Consider the following 17,341-nt stretch of genomic DNA (forward strand, 5'->3'; position numbering starts at 1 on the left):
GTTTGAAACGGCATTGATGTCAGTCGGGATTCAAACGTCAAATTCAATCCACTCGAGCGCATTCCGAAAAGTGTGAAGCGGTTTTCGGAAAAGATGCGCGCTAAAGAAAAATGATCCGAGTGCCGATCTGATTGAAATCAGGTCAGCACTCGGATCGTCTCCTGCCCTTTCTGTTCAGCGCCAGCACACCGAGGCTGATCAGAAGGGCAGCAGCAGTGTCGGTCCATCCCGGCACCTCACCAAGCAGCAAAAGCCCCAATACCAACGTCGCAACCGGGATGAGAGCGGACAGGGCTGCTCCTGCCGCTGTTCCCAACAGCACGACTGCACGATTGAAAGCAAAGACACCGAAGGCCGAGGTCAGAACGCCCTGATAAAAGCCCTGCAGAGCGATGTCGCCCCAAGCGGTTTCGCTAATGCCCTTGTTAAGAAAAAGCACGTAAATCGGCAGGAACACCAGAGCAGAGGCAACGGCTGCAATCGCCGTAGCATGAAGACCATCCATGCCTTTCCGGCGAAAGACCATCACGTAGATCGACCAGACCAGCGCAGCTGCAAAAAAGGAGAGATGCCCCATCATCTCCTGCCCGCCCAATTGTGAAAGGCCTGCGATCAACCCGCTTCCAATCAGGATCAGCACCACCCCGACCCAACGCGACAGCGCCAGCCGTTCCTGAAGCAAAAGAACACCCAGGATAGCGACGAGTGCTGTCATCAGGCCAGGGATAAGCGCTGCCGCGTGCGATGCAGGCGCGAATTGCAGCCCATAAACCGTCAGAAGCGCATAGGGAAAGCCTGCGCCGGACGCGAGCAGCACGAAGCCAAGCGGCCCCAATTGCCGGAAGCCAAACCCTTTCGCGAAGACCACCGGCAACAGCACCAACCCTGCCACGCCAAAGCGTAATGCAATGATGTCCGATGGCATGAGTGCTGTTTTAAAACCAAAGCGGGTCAGCACGAATGAACCTGACCAGACGAGGACGCCCGAAAGCCCCCAGACCAAGCCCCTTATCGTATTGGATGTTGAAACCGAGATAGTCGTATCTGTGGTGGCCGTCATATCTGCTGTGCCCTGCTTCGTGAATAGTGGGGCGACTATTGCAGAAACCCGAAATGCAGACGGCACGGATAAGCCAAATATGAGATATTAGAAATTCTTATGCCGCTTTGATATTTGCTTCTTTGGCAACCGCACAGAAACTGTCGATCAAGTGCTTTACCGGGCTATCCGCACGATAAACGATATAGACCGTCCTGAACGTTGGTGGATCGAGCCTGATCGCCCGCAGATCATGCAGATCGGAACCCGGAAGACTGATTTCCGATAGCAGTGTCATACCGATGCCATGCCGCACCATTTCGAGCACGGTAGCGACGTCCCTCGTTCTGACCTGCTCGCTGCGTGCGCCACTATCCGCATGAATGATACGATCGATGATCAGCTCGCATCCAGCAGCCGCAATCAGCTGTCGATCACGCAAATCACCTGGAGCAACCAGATCACGCCGCATGAATGGATCATCACGGCGCCCCACGGCGACCAGCTCCTCCTGCCCCACTTCTGTTGCTTCAAGACCTGAAGCCGGTAACGAGGTAATACCCAAATCGGCGATACCTTCGCTGACCCAGAGACTCACATCGTCATGACCACCTTCAAAGGTGCTTAACTCCACACGCGGATGAAGCCGCAGAAACGTTTTACGCAGATCAGGCACAACATATTCAAGCTGGCTGGGAATAGCCGCCACGCGCAGCCTGTCTGGCACATTCGTTACCATCTTGCGTGCCTGCGCTTCGATCCGGTCCACAGCCGATAAAGCACTGCGCGCATCATCAAGAATAGTCTGCCCGAAAGCAGTCAGCATCGCACCATCACGTTTGCGGGCAAGCAGATCCAGTCCGAGGATTTTTTCCAGCGTCGCCAGCGCCTGACTGGCACCCGATTGAGTGAGGCCAAGCTTGCGCGCTGCCGCGCCCACGCTGCCGGTTTCGGCTACTGCTTCGAGCAAGCGCAACTGGACGAGACTGATTTTCATAGCCTAACTTCCAAGTGCCGCATCGCCCCAATCGGCACGACGCGCCCAGCGGAAAAACTCGCCATCCCGCTTGGTGACAAGACGTTCTTCAGCACTTCCATCTTCATTGCACAGCTTCAATGCGACCTTGCCGCCACCGATACGCGTTGGCGCAATCACCCGCGCTGATACAGCAAGCGACGGATCACGTGTTGCAGCCAGATAGATGAACTTCTCGTCTTCCCATGGCACCTCGGCATCCTTGGTCAGACGATGAATACGCGAACGGGCAACACGACGCGAAAAATGGCACCAGTCAGGTGCAACCAACGGGCACTCGAGCTGATGCGGGCATGGCGCCGCAATATGCGCGCCCTGTTCAATGAGCGCTGCGCGTGCATCGAGAATACGTTGCCAGCCTGCAGGTGTTCCCGGTTCGACAATCACAAACAAATGACGGGCCGAGGCCCATAGCCGCTCGACAAGCACCTTGCGATCAAGGGGAGCGAGCTCATCAAGAACATAGGCAATCGTCACGAGATCCGCCTGCGGCAAATCAAGCTTTTCCTTGACCAGATCGCCTGCGCGCCACTCGGTTTGAAACCCCACATTTTCTGCAAGCTTGCTGCCCACAGCACGGATCGCCGGGCTTGCTTCGATCATGGTCGCAGACTTGAGATCAGACCAGCATTCGCGCGCAGCCCAAAGTGCAGTCCCCGGCCCACAGCCAACATCAAGCATAGTCTGAGGTGTGAAATACGGGCACACTTCTGCAACACTCTCAAGGCTTGCGCGCACTGCGGCATAGGTCGCAGGCAGTCGTGCAGCAAGATAAGCCTTGGCCGCAAGTTCATCAGAAATATGCAGACGTCCATCGCGCGTTTCCGCGCGATAGCGCCGCGAAAGAACCTCAGACGCACGCTTGAGGTCAGCCAGAGCTACCCCTTCAAGCGACGCGTCCACAGCCTGACGCAATAGTGACGGCAATTCCATCGCAGATCAGCGCTCCAGAACCTGCTTTACGTCGACCAGATTGGACCGAACACGCAGGATATAAAAGCCCATTGTCGTCAGATGCGATGGCGTAAACCAAGCATCAGGGCTTCCATTGGAAACGATGAATGGCTGCATATCGAGCGCCGAGCGCAACTGCCGCTCCATTTCGTCCCACACACCATCAAGATGCTTTTCAGCCAGAACACCGCGGAAATCCGAATGGGCAGCACGCAGCAGACCGTAATAGGCATAGAGTTGGCCATAGGCGAACCAGAAGCGATCATCGGCACGCGTATCGAACCAACCGGCATGATAGTTTTCGGCACGATCCTTGAGGATTGCTGAGGTCGAACCCAGATCGCTGGCAATACGGTCGACAAACTGAATCAGATTGTCGGCGCGCGCATCAAACGTGGCCTGACAGTTTTCAAGACGCGTGTTGAACGAACGCAGGTCCTTGATGGCCGAGCGATAATAGCTTGGCGTCGGGGTCTTAGGACCAAACGGGCTCAGGCCGAAATACCAGGCATCTTCGGCAAACTGCAGATTACCGCGTGCCTTTTGAAGATCGCCATCGATTTGCGAGGTGCCGCGCAGACGGCCGATATTGTCCACCAACTCGATTGCCGTGCGGCGCACAGCTGCATTGATGCCGCGCTGGAACGACGCCTTGTTGTCGAGGAAAGGCGTGCGATCCCAATCGATTCCAAAGAAGCCAACCTTGTAGAGCAGCATGGAGGAAATCCACGCATTCTGGTTCACGTTGAAATCAGTGAGATCAGCCGCAACTTCGGCAATTGCAGAAGGCGAACACTTACGCGCAGTCGATGGAATCTGCGCGGCCTGCATCGGCTGCGCCTGTGATTCTGTCGGGGTTTCGGATTGCGTGCTTGTGTCGCCGTTACCAGCAGCAGGTGTCGTATCCGTGCCGCCAGAGCTTTTTTCGGAAGGTGTTGACGTTGCAGGTTCGGGCGTTGCCGCGAGCGGCACAGGCGTCGTCTGAACTGCTTCGCCGGGTGTTACCGCCGTTTGGTAGCTGTACTTGGCGGGATAGTCGGGATTGAAATTAGTCCAGACCTGCGTTTGCCAGATAAAATAAATATAAAGGCCGCCAAGTCCGATCACGATGACGGCAATCGCAACTTTCCACAAATTTCCCAATTTAAGAAAAAGCCCCCATAAACCGCCGAGCGGTACTGCTATCAAGCGGGCCAATGCCGCGATAAATCGACCAAGGAAGGAGAAAACGCCCCGTACTGCATTCCACACCGTAAAAATTCCTTCCTCTTGCCTGCAATTGCAGGCTATCCGACACTTTGATCTATCCGGGCAACTGGCCCGAAAAGCCACTGACCAATGATCAGCATATTCTGATGAGCTTCACACATCTCAAATAGAGTGCGGCAAGCTTTTCGACAACCTTGAACCAGTCTGTCTCCGACTTTATCGCGTGTTTTCAGCGCTCAAGGGTTGAAACAAGATGCCCCTTGCGTAACATGGCGCCACTTCGCACTGCTTCGGCTTTAAAAGCCTCATCTGCAGAACCTTTTTGACTGACGGTCCAGAAAAACGAGTACAACACACCCCAAAGTCGCAATCAGAAATATTTTCGCCGCAATGGTACTTGATCGGCGAAATCTTTGGTGTTTGCTAACAGCCGGAACCGGAAAAACAATCAACCGTCAAAACGGCCCGGTTAATGGAGAGAGAAATGAAGTCCACATCGACGTCCACACTCAAGTTTGCATTGAGCACGCTAGCCTTCACGACAGCTATTGTTGCATTGCCCGGTACCAGCTTTGCGGCCGAACCGGCAAGCTGCTCCACCGTTCGCTTTTCCGATGTGGGCTGGACCGACATCACCTCCACCACAGCGGTAGCCACCGAAATTCTGAAAGGCCTCGGCTACAAGACCGACATCAAGGTTCTTTCTGTGCCGGTGACCTATGCGTCGCTCAGTAAGAAGGACATCGACGTGTTCCTCGGCTACTGGAACCCGTCCATGAGCGCCGATCTCAAGCCTTATCTGGATGACAAGACCGTCGAAACGCTCCGCACCAATCTGACGGGCGCGAAATACACCCTCGCCGTACCAAAATATGCCTATGATGAAGGCCTCAAGGACTTCAAAGATATTGCCACTTTCAAGGACAAGCTTGGCGGCAAGATCTACGGCATCGAACCCGGCAATGATGGCAATCGTCTGATCCTCGACATGATCAGCAAGGATGCTTTTGGTTTGAAGTCGTTTGAACTCGCTGAATCGTCCGAACAGGGCATGCTTGCACAGGTTGGCAAGAACGTCCGCGGCAAAGAGCCGATCGTCTTCCTCGCCTGGGAGCCGCATCCGATGAACAAGCGCTTTGAAATCGCCTATCTGACCGGTGGCGACGATTTCTTCGGCCCGAACCTCGGCGGCGCGACAGTCGAAACCAATGTCCGTGCAGGCTATGCGCAGGAATGCCCGAACGTCGGCAAATTCCTTACCAATCTCGAATTCCAGCTCGAAATGGAAAACGAGATCATGGGCAAGATTCTTGACGACGGCGAAGACCCAGCGAAGGCTGCAACTGCTTGGCTCAAGGCAAATCCTGCTGTTCTCGACAAATGGCTCGACGGTGTGACCACCGCCGATGGCAAGGAAGGTCTGCCAGCCGTAAAGTCGGAACTCGGCTTGTAATCTTTAAAGCCACAGGCCGCGGATCACCGCGGCCTACTCTTTTGTGAGTAAACTATCGGAGCGCATCCCGAAAAGGGTGAAGCGGTTTTCGGACAGGATGCGCGTTAAGATAAACAAAAAGCACGCAGCAGGAGACATGATCGTTGAACTGGCTGACGGACTATAAGATTCCAGTCGGACCAACCGCGAAGTCGGTGGTCGATTGGCTTACGAACAATATGGGTGGTTTTTTCGATACGCTTGCTGCGATCATGCAGTGGCTCATCGATGGGTTGTTATACTTATTGCAGTTCCCCCATCCCCTCATCCTGATCGCCATTTTTGCCGTGATCGCCTGGTTCATCCAGCGCCGCATTTCGGTGGTGATCCTCACCGTCATCGGCTTTCTGTTCATCATCAATCAAGGCTATTGGGACGGCACGCTCAAAACGCTGACGCTGGTTTTGTCAGCCTGCTTCCTCTGCATGGCAATAGGCGTACCGCTCGGCATTGCAGCCGCCCATCGCCCTACGCTTTATGCAGTCCTGAGGCCGATTCTCGATCTGATGCAGACATTGCCGACCTTTGTGTATCTGATCCCGGCTATCGTCTTCTTTGGCATCGGTATGGTGCCGGGCTTGCTGGCAACAGCGATCTTCGTGCTGCCCGCGCCGGTGCGACTTACCCATCTTGGCATTTCATCGACGCCTTCCTCGCTCATAGAAGCCGGTGAAGCTTTCGGCGCATCCCGCACACAGCTTCTCTGGAAAATCGAGCTGCCTTATGCCATGCCGCAAATTCTTGCCGGCTTGACACAGACGATCATGCTGTCGCTATCCATGGTGGTGATTGCAGCGCTCGTGGGGGCTGATGGTCTTGGCGTGCCGGTGGTCCGAGCCCTGAACTCGGTCAATACCGCACTGGGTTTTGAGTCAGGTTTCGTCATTGTCGTGGTCGCCATTGTGCTTGACCGCATCTTCCGCGCCGGACGCGAGAAATAGGAGACACGACCATGACGATCATCGCACTGGAAGATGTCAGCATCATTTTCGGCGAGAATGTCGATAGTGCGCTGGAACTGGCAGATCGTGGCGCTTCACGTTCGGAAATTCAGGCTGAAACCGATCTCGTTCTGGGCGTGCATGACTGCGCGCTCAATATTCAGGAAGGCGAGATTCTCGTCCTGATGGGCCTCTCTGGTTCCGGAAAATCAACACTGCTGCGCGCCATCAACCGGCTCAATCCAATTTCACGCGGCCGCGTTCTGGTGCGTGACGGTGAGCGGACAATCGATGTCGGCAAAGCCGATCGGGGAACGCTTCGTCATCTGCGCACCGAACTCGTCTCGATGGTGTTTCAGCAATTTGGTCTGCTGCCATGGCGCACGGTTGAAGAGAACGTGGCATTCGGGCTGGAAATTTCCGGCATGCGCAAGGAAGAGCGGCTCGCACAGGCACGCAAGCAGCTTGAACTTGTAGGCCTGCAGGACTGGGCCAAGCGCAAGGTCGGCGAACTTTCCGGCGGCATGCAGCAGCGCGTCGGCCTGGCTCGTGCCTTTGCAACCGGCGCACCTATCCTGCTCATGGATGAGCCGTTTTCAGCGCTCGATCCGCTCATCCGCACGCGTTTGCAGGACGAACTACTGGCTTTTCAGTCGCGGCTCAAGAAAACAATCGTTTTCGTGAGTCATGATCTCGACGAAGCTATGAAAATAGGCAATCGCATTGCCATCATGGAAGGCGGGCGCATTGTTCAATGCGGTACCCCGCAGGAAATTCTTCTGCAGCCGGCGGATAAATATGTCGCCGATTTCGTGGCGCATATGAACCCGCTGGGCGTTTTGTGCGCAGGCGATATCATGATGCCCTTTGATCGAAATGCCGCGCCTCGGCCGTTTGCGGCAACTGCTCGACGCGAAACGCTTATCCGTGAACTGATGGGTGTTATTGCAGACAGCAGCGGCGATGTGGGCATTGTCGAGAACGGTGCCATCATCGGCAAAATTGCCGCCGACGACATCGTGCGGGCGCTCGCCTGGCATCAGCAACGCGGAACATCTACTTAAACAAAAGACGCTGGAGTAGAGTTTGTTACCCAAAAAATAGCTGACAACAACACACTAACAAAAGAAACAATTAAATAAAAAAGCATTGCAGTACCGATAAATTGAGTGATCAAAACAATCACACCTATACTTCATAAAGGTACGGATCGCAATATTTCCGCTTTACAAACAAAAACCGCACATCTTCATGTGCGGTTTTTATGTTTTCAGGCTACTTATAGATAGGGGTCAGCTATGTGCTGCCTGTCTCGCTGCGGCACGTGCTTCAACACGGGCGCGGATCGCATCCACATCCGCACGCGGCGTGGCTGCAAAAAGCTTCTTCGTATAGTCGTGCTGCGGGTTGTTGAACACGTCGTCACGCGAGCCATATTCAACAACTTCACCGAAATACATCACCATCACATCGTCAGCGATGTAACGCACGACCGAAAGATCGTGGCTGATGAAAACGTAAGTCAGGCCGAACTCTTCCTGCAGATCAGCAAGAATGTTGAGCACCTGCGCCTGCACGGAAAGATCAAGCGCCGAAACCGGCTCATCGAGAATGAGCAGCTTCGGATTGAGCATCAGCGCGCGCGCAATCGCGATACGCTGGCGCTGACCGCCCGAGAACATATGCGGGTAACGATTGAAATGCTCCTTGCCAAGACCAACCTTGAGCAACATTTCCATCGACTTTTCGCGGCGCTCAGCAGCAGACATATTGGTGTTGAGCAACAGAGGCTCAGCCAGCACGTCGCCAATCTTCTGACGCGGATTGAGCGAACCGTAAGGGTTCTGGAACACGATCTGCACCTTCTGGCGCATTTCGGCTGTCAGACCGTCACGGGCAATGTTCACATCTTTGCCGCCAATCATCAGATTGCCGGATGTCTGCGGGTCGATCATGGTCAGAATGCGGGCGAGTGTTGACTTGCCACAACCCGATTCACCGACGATTGCCAGCGTCTTGCCTTTTTCAAGCTTGAAGCTCACGCCCTTGACGGCATGAACAACCTTTGGCTTGCCAAAAAGACCGCCACCAACATGGTAATCGCGCTTGATATCGCGCGCTTCGAGAACGATCTCGCTCATCACGCTTCTCCTGCGGCACTGTTTTGATAAACGAAATCGGATACCGTCGGCAGACGATCACCGGTCGCATTTTCCGGCAAGGCCGAAAGCAGCGCACGCGTATAAGGATGCTTTGGTGCAGAGAACAGCGACAACACGTCGGAGTCCTCCATCTTGTGGCCCTTATACTGCACGATCACGCGGTCGGCTGTTTCAGCAACAACACCCATATCATGAGTGATCATGATAAGCCCCATGCCGTGCTCAACCTGCAGGTTCATCAGCAGATCCAGAATCTGCTTCTGGATCGTCACATCAAGCGCCGTTGTCGGCTCGTCAGCAATCAGCAGCTTCGGGTTACACGCAATCGCAATCGCGATCATCACGCGCTGGCACTGGCCACCCGACATCTGATGCGGGAAGCTCGACAGGCGTTCACCGGCATCGCGGATACCAACCAGCTCCAACAGTTCAATCGCGCGGGCACGACTCGCAGAACCCTTAAGCCCCAGATGGCGTTTAAGAACTTCTTCGAGCTGATACCCCACCGTGAAGCACGGATTGAGGCTGGCAACCGGTTCCTGGAAGATCATCGAAATATCGCGTCCGATAATCTTGCGACGTTCCTTGTCGGACATCCCTTTCAGGTCCTGTCCGTCAAACATCATGCTATCGGCAGTCACTGTTGCGGTCTTAGGCAACAAGCCCATGACTGCAAGCATACCGACCGATTTGCCAGAGCCCGACTCACCCACGATGGCAAGTACTTCGCCCTTGTCCACCGAGATATCGATGCCATCGACCGCCTTGAAAGGACCAGTCGAGGTATCGAACGAAACCGTGAGGTTCTTGATTTCAAGCAGAGCCATCGATCAGCTCCTCTTCAATTTCGGGTCAAGCGCATCGCGCAGACCATCGCCGACCAGATTGATCGCGAGAACAGTGATCAGGATCGCAAGACCCGGGAAAGTCACAACCCACCATGCACGCATGATGAACTCACGCGCTTCTGCAAGCATTGTGCCCCATTCCGGTGTCGGCGGCTGCGCACCCATGCCAAGGAAGCCAAGTGCTGCAACGTCGAGAATAGCGTTGGAGAACGACATGGTTGCCTGAACAACCAGCGGTGCAAGGCAGTTTGGCAGAATGGTCTTGAACATGAGACGCAGCTTGCTTGCACCGGCAAGCTTGGCAGCTGTCACATATTCACGTTCCTTTTCGGCCATCACAGCTGCACGGGTCAGACGCGAGAAGTGCGGAAGCAGAACCAGCGTGATTGCGAGAACGGCGTTGATGAGGCCTGGCCCCAGAATCGCCACCAGAACCAGTGCGAGCAACAGCGACGGGAACGCCAGAATAACGTCCATGATACGCATGAAAATCGTATCGACACCACCGCCGAAATAGCCGGAGATGAGACCAATAGTGATGCCCAGGCACATCGAAATGATGACGATGACAAAGCCCACGAGTAGTGAATACTGAGCGCCATAGACGAGGCGAGAGAGCATATCGCGTCCGACGGCATCTGTGCCAAGCAGAAACTGCGTTGAACCGCCCTCTTCCCAGAAAGGAGGAGCCAACATGAAGTCACGGAACTGCTCCGAAGGGTTGTGCGGAGCGATAAGTGGCGCGAGAACTGCAACGATGACAAGCGCCAGGAATACGAAAAGACCGATGACAGCGCCACGATTGACGCTGAAATAGAACCAGAAATCTTTCAAAGCACGGATTTTTCCGACTTCGTTTACGGCTTCCGGCTGAATTGCTGAGTGTGTCATGATACCCTCACTTATGCCGGATACGCGGATTGATCAGACCGTAAAGCAGATCGACGACCAGATTCACGATCATGATGATGAACGCGATAATCAGCAGTCCGCTCTGCACGACCGGATAGTCGCGACGCGAAATGGAATCGAGCATCCATTTGCCGATTCCAGGCCATGAGAAGATCGTCTCGGTCAGGATTGCACCCGCCATAAGCACGCCGACCTGGAGGCCGATTGTGGTGATGACAGGGATCATCGCATTGCGCAGCGCATGAAGACCGATAACGCGGCGAACCGGCAGGCCTTTCGCGCGTGCAGTACGCACATAATCTTCACCGAGCACTTCCAGCATCGCCGAACGTGTCTGACGCGCAATCACCGCAAGCGGGATCGTTGCAAGCACGATGGTCGGCAGGATGAGATGCGAAGCCGCAGAAGCGAACGCGCCCTTCTGCCCCGACAGAAGGCTGTCAATCAGCATGAAACCCGTTACCGGTGGGAAATAATAAAGCAGCGAGATGCGACCTGAAACCGGCGTCCATTGCAGAACGCCTGAGAACATGATGATCAGCAACAAGGCCCACCAGAAGATCGGCATCGAATAGCCAACGAGCGAGATGCCCATAAGACCCTGATCGAACCATGAGCCGCGCTTTACAGCGGCAAGAACACCTGCCGGAATACCCAACAGAATCGCTACGATGATGGCGCAGACAGCAAGCTCAATCGTTGCTGGGAACAGTGTGAAGAATTCCACAAGCACCGGCTTTTTCGTGACCAGAGACTGGCCGAAATCGCCATGCAGAAGGTTCCAGACATAGTTGATATATTGCTCCCACAACGGACGATCAAATCCGAGCTGGGCCAATAGCTGCGCATGGCGCTCGGGGCTGACGCCGCGTTCACCTGCCATCAATAGCACCGGGTCGCCCGGCAATACGCGGACGAAGGCGAAAGCAACGATCGTGATGCCGATGAAAGTCGGTATCAGATAGAGGAGTTTGTTTAAAATAAAACGAAACATACAAAAACTCCGACCGGGTGCGGAGGAAACCTCCACACCCGGCCGCTGGTGTTGTCAGATTTTACTCGGAGATATCGACATCTTCGAAGCGATAATCACCAAGCGGGCTCTGCTTGAAGCCCGTAACCTTTGCAGACATCGGCACGAAGACAGTCGAGTGAGCAATGGTGTTCCATGGCGCCTGTTCCTTGAAGATCACCTGAGCTTCTTCATAAAGCTTGACGCGTTCTTCGTGGTTGGTCGAAACCTTTGCCTTCTGGATCAGGTCTTCGAATGGCTGGTAGCACCACTGTGCGCGGTTGTTCGAACCAACGCCGGCGCAGCCGAGAAGCGTGCCGAGGAAGTTGTCCGGATCACCATTGTCACCGGTCCAGCCAAGAATAACTGCACCATCGCGGTCCTTTTCGCCGGACTTCTTGAGATATTCACCCCATTCCATCGAAACGATTTCAGCGTTTACGCCAACCTTGGCAAAATCAGACTGCATGAGTTCAGCAGTACGACGTGCGTTTGGCATGTAAGGACGGCTGACAGGCATAGCCCAGAGCTTCATCTTCAGATCCTTGACGCCAGCGGCTTCGAGAGCCTTCTTGGCGGCTTCCGGATCGTACTTGTCGTCCTCGATCTTGTCGTTGTAGCTCCACATTGTCGGTGGGATTGGGTTCTTGGCAACCTGTCCTTGACCCTGGAACACTGCATCAACGATTGCCTGCTTGTTCACAGCCTGATTGAGAGCCTTACGAACTTCTGGCTTGTCGTATGGAGCGACAGTCGTGTTGTAAGCGAAGTAAGCAATGTTCAGACCAGCCTGTTCGTCAACCTTGAGGTTGGAATCGGCCTGAAGATCTTTAATGTCTGCTGGAGCAGGATAAGACATCAGGTGGCATTCGCCAGCCTTGAGCTTCTGCGCGCGGACTGCAGGATCGGTCGTGATTGCGAAAACCAGATCGTCGATCTTCGGCTTATCGCCCCAATAGTCCTGGTTAGCCTTGAAGCGGACGACGGCGTCCTTCTGGTAGGCTACGAACTGGAAAGGACCGGTGCCAACTGGAACCTGATTGAGATCGTCCTTCTTACCGTCAGCTGCGAGCTTGTCGGTATATTCCTTCGAGATGATCGAAGCGAAAGGCATCGAGATGTTGGCGAGGAACGCAGCTTCTGAACGGTTCAGAATGAACTTGACGGTGTTGTCGTCAACCTTCTGGATTTCCTTGATCAGCGTGCCCATTTCCATCGAATCGAAATATTCGTAGGTGATGCCAGCGGTGTATTCGTGCCAAGGATTTTCCTTGTTGCCCATACGGTCGAAGGAAAGGATCACGTCATCGGCGTTGAAATCACGGGTTGGCGTGAAATAGTCGCTCGAATGGAACTTTACGCCCTTACGCAGATGGAAGGTATATTCCTTACCGTCTTCCGAAACTTCCCAGCTTTCTGCAAGGCCCGGTACAACTTCCGTCGTGCCGTTCTTGAATTCTGCAAGGCGGTTATAGACCGGATGCGCCGATGCATCGAACGTGTCACCGCCGGTATAAGCTGCTGGATCGAAACCCTCAGGAGATGCTGGCGAGCAATATACAAAGGTCTTTGCCGATGCCGCGCCGCTCATCAGAGCGACAACTGCCGTTGCCGCCAGAAGTGTTTTATAGAATTTCATTTAGTGCCCGCCTCCACGGAAATAATATTGCGCGCACCCTAAGCGCGCAACCTGCCCTTATCGAAACGCTTGCCATGTCACATTGCAAGCGCAATCTTTAGAATCCCGTCATATTCTCAACCGATTTTGCCCGAAATTATTAGATTTTTATTCCGCGACATCGGTATGTTTTAGAAAATTGCGCTAACTGCCGTCAAATTATAATAATCTTCATGCTTAAAATATATACAAAACTGTCTCATCCAATGCAGCGCGACGATTGTACCCCGGCCAGATTCCGGTCCAGGATAAACAAAAATTGATATAGCGCTGTACTCCTGCATCCTCACCAGCTATTAACTGGTGAACCACCCTCATATTTGAGCCGGTTTTCATGTCAGAAGACAAAAGCCCCATCCGCCCCACCACTCCGGAAGCAATCCAGCTGGCGAAAGCACTGATGCGCACCTCCCGCTATGGTGCACTCGCCGTACTTGATTCATTGACGGGCAGACCTCTGGCCAGTCGCGTCGCTGTCGCCACTGATGTTAACGGGACACCCATCATTCTTGTTTCCGGACTGGCAGCACATACACCAGCTCTGATCGCTCATCCGGCCTGCTCGTTGTTACTTGGAGAGGCAGGAAAGGGAGACCCTCTTGCTCATCCGCGCATTACGCTCCATTGCACGGCTCGCAAGGTTGAGCGGAACTCGGCAGATTACTCGCATACAAGACGACGTTATCTGAATCACAATCCCAAGGGTTCGCTCTATGTAAACTTGGGCGACTTCGTTTTTTTCCGACTGGCTGTAGAGTCTGCCAGCCTCAATGGCGGCTTCGGCAAGGCCTTCAATCTTAGTCACGCCGACCTTATAAATTCGCCAGAAATGGCGAGTGTCATTGCCTTGTCGGAGCAAGACGACATTGATGACCTCAACGGCAAACTCGAAACCGAGATCGGCCTGCATGCGAAACGTCACAATGAAGCGGCGGGTCGCTGGAAAATAACGAGCCTCGATCCCGATGGCTTCAATCTGTCCAATGGGGACCACATCATTCGATCTCATTTTCCAGTACAAGCCGATTCTGGCGACGTAGCACTGAAAATGTTGACAGGTGCGCTTAAAACCGACGACTGAAACAAAACCCCGATAGTTTTGGGACAAATTTCCAGTTTTTTTAGCCGGTAAATATAAGCAAGCCCTTTTCAATTTCTCCGTATAGTATTAATTTTGAGATGCCTTCGACAAATGTTGTATGGGCATTTTTTAACCTAATGCTGTCTTACGGGGGTATGACTGCAAATGACCAATGAAAATAATTTTTTTGATTTAATAGAAAATGTTGATGAAGCAGCTGATTTTCTTTCAGCTCTTGCCAACAACAAAAGACTACTCATTTTGTGCAAGTTACTTCACAATGAAATGTCTGTTGGTGCTTTAGCAAAAGCAATTGATCTTAGCCAATCGGCGCTGTCCCAGCACCTCGCAAAACTACGGGCACTTGACCTCGTATCCACGCGACGTGATGCGCAGACAATTTATTATATGGTATCTTCACCCCACATTGAGTTGATGTTGTCTACGCTTTCAAGTCTCTATATGAGTCCTGTTCCACGCCGACGTGAATTGGCGGCGGTCGTACATCAGTAACGCACATCCATGAGGCATACGTCGTGCGATGAAGGAAGAAGAAACCGGATCGCACGGCGTTGTCGTAAGAATTTCCGATTCTGGCGATAGTCGTTTATCCCCCTATACGAATATTCGCGAAAAAGACCTGGTAGGCCGCCAACAGCGCTTCATTGCTGAAGGCAAGGTTGTCCTGAATGTCCTATTTTCGGCTCATGCCCGGTTCGAGACAGAGTCACTGCTCGTCCTCGAAAATCGCCTGAGTGGGTTAAAAGAGCAATTCAGGCATTTGCCTGCGGGAGTTACGGTTTATTCCGTGCCTCAATCCGTCATGGATGAGGTTGCGGGATTCCATGTCCATCGCGGAATTCTTGCCGTTGGACGACGAAAAGCCCAGCCCACACTTTCCGAGATGATCAGCCGCCTACCGGAAACGGCGCTCGTGGTGGTTTTGTGCGGCATTTCCAACCATGATAATGTGGGATCCATCTTTCGCAATGCTGCTGCATTCGAAGCTGACTGCGTCCTCCTTGACGAAACCTGCTGCGACCCGCTTTATCGAAAAGCAATCCGCGTTTCTGTAGGTGCCACGCTAAAGATGCCCTATTTCCACGGCTCAGCCATCGAAGACATTATCAGCACATTGCAGTCATCCGATTTTGACATATTGGCATTGAGCCCTTCTTCTTCGATGAGCATTTATCAGGCGTCGCACCATAGGCGCCAAGCTCTGCTGCTCGGCACGGAAGGAGAAGGCCTTCCGGCTCATCTGCTGAAGCGACTGACCGGAGCCCGTATCCCTATGTCCAAAGAGTTCGACAGCCTGAATGTGGCGACCGCTTCCGGCATCGCATTATCCCACTTCAGCCGGTTCGATTAGAGCGCATTCCGAAAAGTGTGAAACGGTTTTCGGACAAAGATGCGCGTTAAAACAAATATTTAGAGCGCCGATCTGATCCAATCAGGTCGAAACGCGCTCTAAAATAAACTCTAAAATAAAAAGCCTCCGAACAATGTCCGAAGGCTTCAAAATTCAAACTCATGTAGCGCTGTTTAGGCTGCAGATTCCTTCGACGTATTGGCAACCAGACGACGGAGCATTTCTTCAGCCTGCGGTTCGCGCTCTGAGCGCCCGATAAATCCGCCGCCAAACACGCGTGCCGTATTGCTGTCATCAGAATAAAGAACACAAGCCTGTCCGGGCGCGATGCCGCTTTCACCGTCAACGAGCTCTACCCATGTCTTTCCATCAGCATGATGCAGAACAGCAGGACGTGGCGGACGCGTCGAGCGAACCTTGGCGAAGACCTCGACCCCGCCTTCTGGCAGCGCATCAAGAGAACCATCACCCAGCCAGTTCACGTCGCGCAGGAACACCTTGTGCGTTTCGAGCGCTTCACGCGGACCGACGATAACGCGCGTATTGGCGGCATCAAGATGCACCACATAAAGCGGCTCACCCGTTGCAACACCAATGCCGCGACGCTGACCAACCGTATAATGCACGATGCCGTCATGGCGGCCCAGTACGCGACCATCGATATGCACGATGTCGCCCGGGGTCGCTGCTTCCGGCTTCAGCTTGGAAATGATGTCGGAATATTTCCCCTGCGGCACGAAACAAATGTCCTGACTGTCCTGCTTCTTAGCAACGGTCAGTCCCATTTCTTCGGCAATTTCACGCACCTGCGCCTTTGGCAGATGCCCGAGCGGAAAGCGCAGATAATCAACCTGATCCTGCGTGGTCGCAAACAGGAAATAGCTCTGATCACGATCGGAATCTTCCGGGCGGAACATCGCACGATGCGCGCCATTCAGCCGACTGCGGATATAATGTCCGGTTGCCAGCGCATCCGCACCAAGCTCGCGCGCCGTCTGCAAAAGATCAGCAAACTTGACGGTCTGATTGCAGGAAACGCAAGGAATCGGCGTCTCACCGCTCACATAGGAATTTGCAAATGGATCAATAACAGCTTCACGGAAGCGCGCTTCGTAATCCAGTACATAATGCGGGATGCCGAGGCTTTCAGAAACACGGCGGGCATCTTCGATGTCCTGGCCAGCGCAGCACGAACCAGCGCGATGCACAGCCGCACCATGATCGTAAAGCTGCAGCGTCACGCCAACGACATCATAGCCTTCACGTTTGAGTATCCCCGCCACAACGGATGAATCGACGCCGCCCGACATGGCGACGACAACGCGCGTGTCTTCCGGCTTTCCCGGCAGATCGAGGCTGTTCAGGCTCATGATTGATTCCAGCTTCCGGGCAAATGCCCTGCTTCTCAAAGTTTAGGTTTGCGCCCTATATAGGTCACACAAAGGGTGATTGCCAAGATGTCGCAGCAAAAACAACGCGCATTTTGTAGCGTTGCAGTCACAATTTCGCGTGAGACATTCAGAAAAATATCGGCATAAGCGGGTTTTTTTATGACTTTCTCTCTAAATGAGGCATTTTTTTGCAAGTGTTACCAGAGAGTTACCG

The 17,341-nt window shown here is 53.6% G+C and carries 16 protein-coding genes; 6 read left to right on the forward strand and 10 right to left on the reverse strand.

Going from position 1 to position 17,341, the window contains the following annotated elements:
* Nucleotides 1–142: 142 nt before the first annotated feature.
* From C9380_RS09105 to C9380_RS09120, 4 genes are all read right to left on the reverse strand, one after another.
* Nucleotides 143–1,060, reverse strand: coding sequence for a DMT family transporter (locus C9380_RS09105; RefSeq protein WP_128093409.1), 918 nt, complete (start codon nt 1,058–1,060; stop codon nt 143–145).
* Nucleotides 1,061–1,157: 97 nt separating this feature from the next.
* Nucleotides 1,158–2,036 carry a LysR family transcriptional regulator gene (locus C9380_RS09110; protein ID WP_128093410.1) on the reverse strand — a complete coding sequence of 293 codons (879 nt, stop codon included), beginning with the start codon at nt 2,034–2,036 and terminating at the stop codon, nt 1,158–1,160.
* Nucleotides 2,037–2,039: 3 nt separating this feature from the next.
* Nucleotides 2,040–3,008: a small ribosomal subunit Rsm22 family protein gene (locus tag C9380_RS09115; protein WP_128093411.1), complete on the reverse strand. Its 969-nt coding sequence runs from the start codon at nt 3,006–3,008 to the stop codon at nt 2,040–2,042.
* 6 nt (nt 3,009–3,014) lie between these two features.
* Nucleotides 3,015–4,280: a DUF2333 family protein gene (locus C9380_RS09120; RefSeq protein WP_128093412.1), complete on the reverse strand. Its 1,266-nt coding sequence runs from the start codon at nt 4,278–4,280 to the stop codon at nt 3,015–3,017.
* A 442-nt stretch (nt 4,281–4,722) separates the two neighbouring features.
* On the opposite strand from C9380_RS09120, the gene C9380_RS09125 reads away from it, so the two are divergent.
* The 3 genes from C9380_RS09125 (at nt 4,723) to choV (ending at nt 7,735) form a co-directional block, all read left to right on the forward strand.
* Nucleotides 4,723–5,691, forward strand: a complete 969-nt coding sequence (locus C9380_RS09125; protein ID WP_024899384.1) for a choline ABC transporter substrate-binding protein — start codon at nt 4,723–4,725, stop codon at nt 5,689–5,691.
* Between the two features lie 143 nt (nt 5,692–5,834).
* Nucleotides 5,835–6,671 (forward strand): choline ABC transporter permease subunit, encoded by an 837-nt coding sequence (choW, locus tag C9380_RS09130; protein WP_111786196.1) that lies wholly within the window; start codon nt 5,835–5,837, stop codon nt 6,669–6,671.
* An 11-nt stretch (nt 6,672–6,682) separates the two neighbouring features.
* A complete protein-coding gene (choV, locus tag C9380_RS09135) occupies nt 6,683–7,735 on the forward strand; it encodes a choline ABC transporter ATP-binding protein (protein ID WP_100558699.1) in 1,053 nt (350 codons plus the stop codon).
* A gap of 228 nt (nt 7,736–7,963) precedes the next feature.
* Here the strand turns inward: choV and C9380_RS09140 are convergent, their stop codons facing one another.
* From C9380_RS09140 to C9380_RS09160, 5 genes are all read right to left on the reverse strand, one after another.
* Nucleotides 7,964–8,812 (reverse strand): dipeptide ABC transporter ATP-binding protein, encoded by an 849-nt coding sequence (locus tag C9380_RS09140; RefSeq protein WP_111786195.1) that lies wholly within the window; start codon nt 8,810–8,812, stop codon nt 7,964–7,966.
* The gene (locus C9380_RS09145; RefSeq protein WP_024899380.1) at nt 8,812–9,660 is read right to left on the reverse strand and encodes an ABC transporter ATP-binding protein; all 849 of its coding nucleotides are present in this window, start codon (nt 9,658–9,660) and stop codon (nt 8,812–8,814) included. Before C9380_RS09145 ends, C9380_RS09140 begins: the two co-directional genes overlap by 1 nt.
* Nucleotides 9,661–9,663: 3 nt before the next feature.
* Nucleotides 9,664–10,572, reverse strand: coding sequence for an ABC transporter permease subunit (locus tag C9380_RS09150; RefSeq protein ID WP_024899379.1), 909 nt, complete (start codon nt 10,570–10,572; stop codon nt 9,664–9,666).
* A gap of 7 nt (nt 10,573–10,579) precedes the next feature.
* Nucleotides 10,580–11,587: an ABC transporter permease subunit gene (locus C9380_RS09155; RefSeq protein WP_024899378.1), complete on the reverse strand. Its 1,008-nt coding sequence runs from the start codon at nt 11,585–11,587 to the stop codon at nt 10,580–10,582.
* A gap of 61 nt (nt 11,588–11,648) precedes the next feature.
* Complete coding sequence (locus tag C9380_RS09160; RefSeq protein WP_128093413.1) at nt 11,649–13,244, reverse strand: ABC transporter substrate-binding protein; 1,596 nt, start codon at nt 13,242–13,244, stop codon at nt 11,649–11,651.
* Between the two features lie 373 nt (nt 13,245–13,617).
* Between C9380_RS09160 and C9380_RS09165 the strand changes: the two genes are divergently transcribed.
* The 3 genes from C9380_RS09165 to C9380_RS09175 all read left to right on the forward strand — a co-directional run bounded on the left by C9380_RS09165 (nt 13,618) and on the right by C9380_RS09175 (nt 15,736).
* Nucleotides 13,618–14,364, forward strand: a complete 747-nt coding sequence (locus C9380_RS09165) for a HugZ family pyridoxamine 5'-phosphate oxidase (RefSeq protein ID WP_128093414.1) — start codon at nt 13,618–13,620, stop codon at nt 14,362–14,364.
* A 165-nt stretch (nt 14,365–14,529) separates the two neighbouring features.
* On the forward strand, nt 14,530–14,877 hold the full coding sequence (locus C9380_RS09170) for an ArsR/SmtB family transcription factor (RefSeq protein WP_024899375.1): 348 nt from the start codon (nt 14,530–14,532) through the stop codon (nt 14,875–14,877).
* 28 nt (nt 14,878–14,905) lie between these two features.
* Nucleotides 14,906–15,736: a TrmH family RNA methyltransferase gene (locus tag C9380_RS09175; protein WP_100558695.1), complete on the forward strand. Its 831-nt coding sequence runs from the start codon at nt 14,906–14,908 to the stop codon at nt 15,734–15,736.
* A gap of 173 nt (nt 15,737–15,909) precedes the next feature.
* On the opposite strand, the gene mnmA is transcribed toward C9380_RS09175, so the two are convergent.
* Nucleotides 15,910–17,106, reverse strand: a complete 1,197-nt coding sequence (mnmA, locus tag C9380_RS09180; RefSeq protein WP_162693528.1) for a tRNA 2-thiouridine(34) synthase MnmA — start codon at nt 17,104–17,106, stop codon at nt 15,910–15,912.
* Between the last annotated feature and the right edge of the window lie 235 nt (nt 17,107–17,341).

Source organism: Brucella pituitosa (genome assembly GCF_003049685.1).
GTDB classification, from domain to species: Bacteria; Pseudomonadota; Alphaproteobacteria; order Rhizobiales; family Rhizobiaceae; genus Brucella; species Brucella pituitosa.

Bases quoted from the DNA above. Each gene is read 5' to 3' on its own strand.
- C9380_RS09160 (WP_128093413.1), bottom strand. From the start codon at position 13,244: ATGAAATTCTATAAAACACTTCTGGCGGCAACGGCAGTTGTCGCTCTG.
- C9380_RS09105 (WP_128093409.1), bottom strand. From the start codon at position 1,060: ATGACGGCCACCACAGATACGACTATCTCGGTTTCAACATCCAATACG.
- C9380_RS09140 (WP_111786195.1), bottom strand. From the start codon at position 8,812: ATGAGCGAGATCGTTCTCGAAGCGCGCGATATCAAGCGCGATTACCAT.
- C9380_RS09170 (WP_024899375.1), top strand. From the start codon at position 14,530: ATGACCAATGAAAATAATTTTTTTGATTTAATAGAAAATGTTGATGAA.
- C9380_RS09150 (WP_024899379.1), bottom strand. From the start codon at position 10,572: ATGACACACTCAGCAATTCAGCCGGAAGCCGTAAACGAAGTCGGAAAA.
- mnmA (WP_162693528.1), bottom strand. From the start codon at position 17,106: ATGAGCCTGAACAGCCTCGATCTGCCGGGAAAGCCGGAAGACACGCGC.
- C9380_RS09175 (WP_100558695.1), top strand. From the start codon at position 14,906: ATGAAGGAAGAAGAAACCGGATCGCACGGCGTTGTCGTAAGAATTTCC.
- C9380_RS09145 (WP_024899380.1), bottom strand. From the start codon at position 9,660: ATGGCTCTGCTTGAAATCAAGAACCTCACGGTTTCGTTCGATACCTCG.
- C9380_RS09115 (WP_128093411.1), bottom strand. From the start codon at position 3,008: ATGGAATTGCCGTCACTATTGCGTCAGGCTGTGGACGCGTCGCTTGAA.
- C9380_RS09110 (WP_128093410.1), bottom strand. From the start codon at position 2,036: ATGAAAATCAGTCTCGTCCAGTTGCGCTTGCTCGAAGCAGTAGCCGAA.
- C9380_RS09165 (WP_128093414.1), top strand. From the start codon at position 13,618: ATGTCAGAAGACAAAAGCCCCATCCGCCCCACCACTCCGGAAGCAATC.
- C9380_RS09155 (WP_024899378.1), bottom strand. From the start codon at position 11,587: ATGTTTCGTTTTATTTTAAACAAACTCCTCTATCTGATACCGACTTTC.
- C9380_RS09125 (WP_024899384.1), top strand. From the start codon at position 4,723: ATGAAGTCCACATCGACGTCCACACTCAAGTTTGCATTGAGCACGCTA.
- choV (WP_100558699.1), top strand. From the start codon at position 6,683: ATGACGATCATCGCACTGGAAGATGTCAGCATCATTTTCGGCGAGAAT.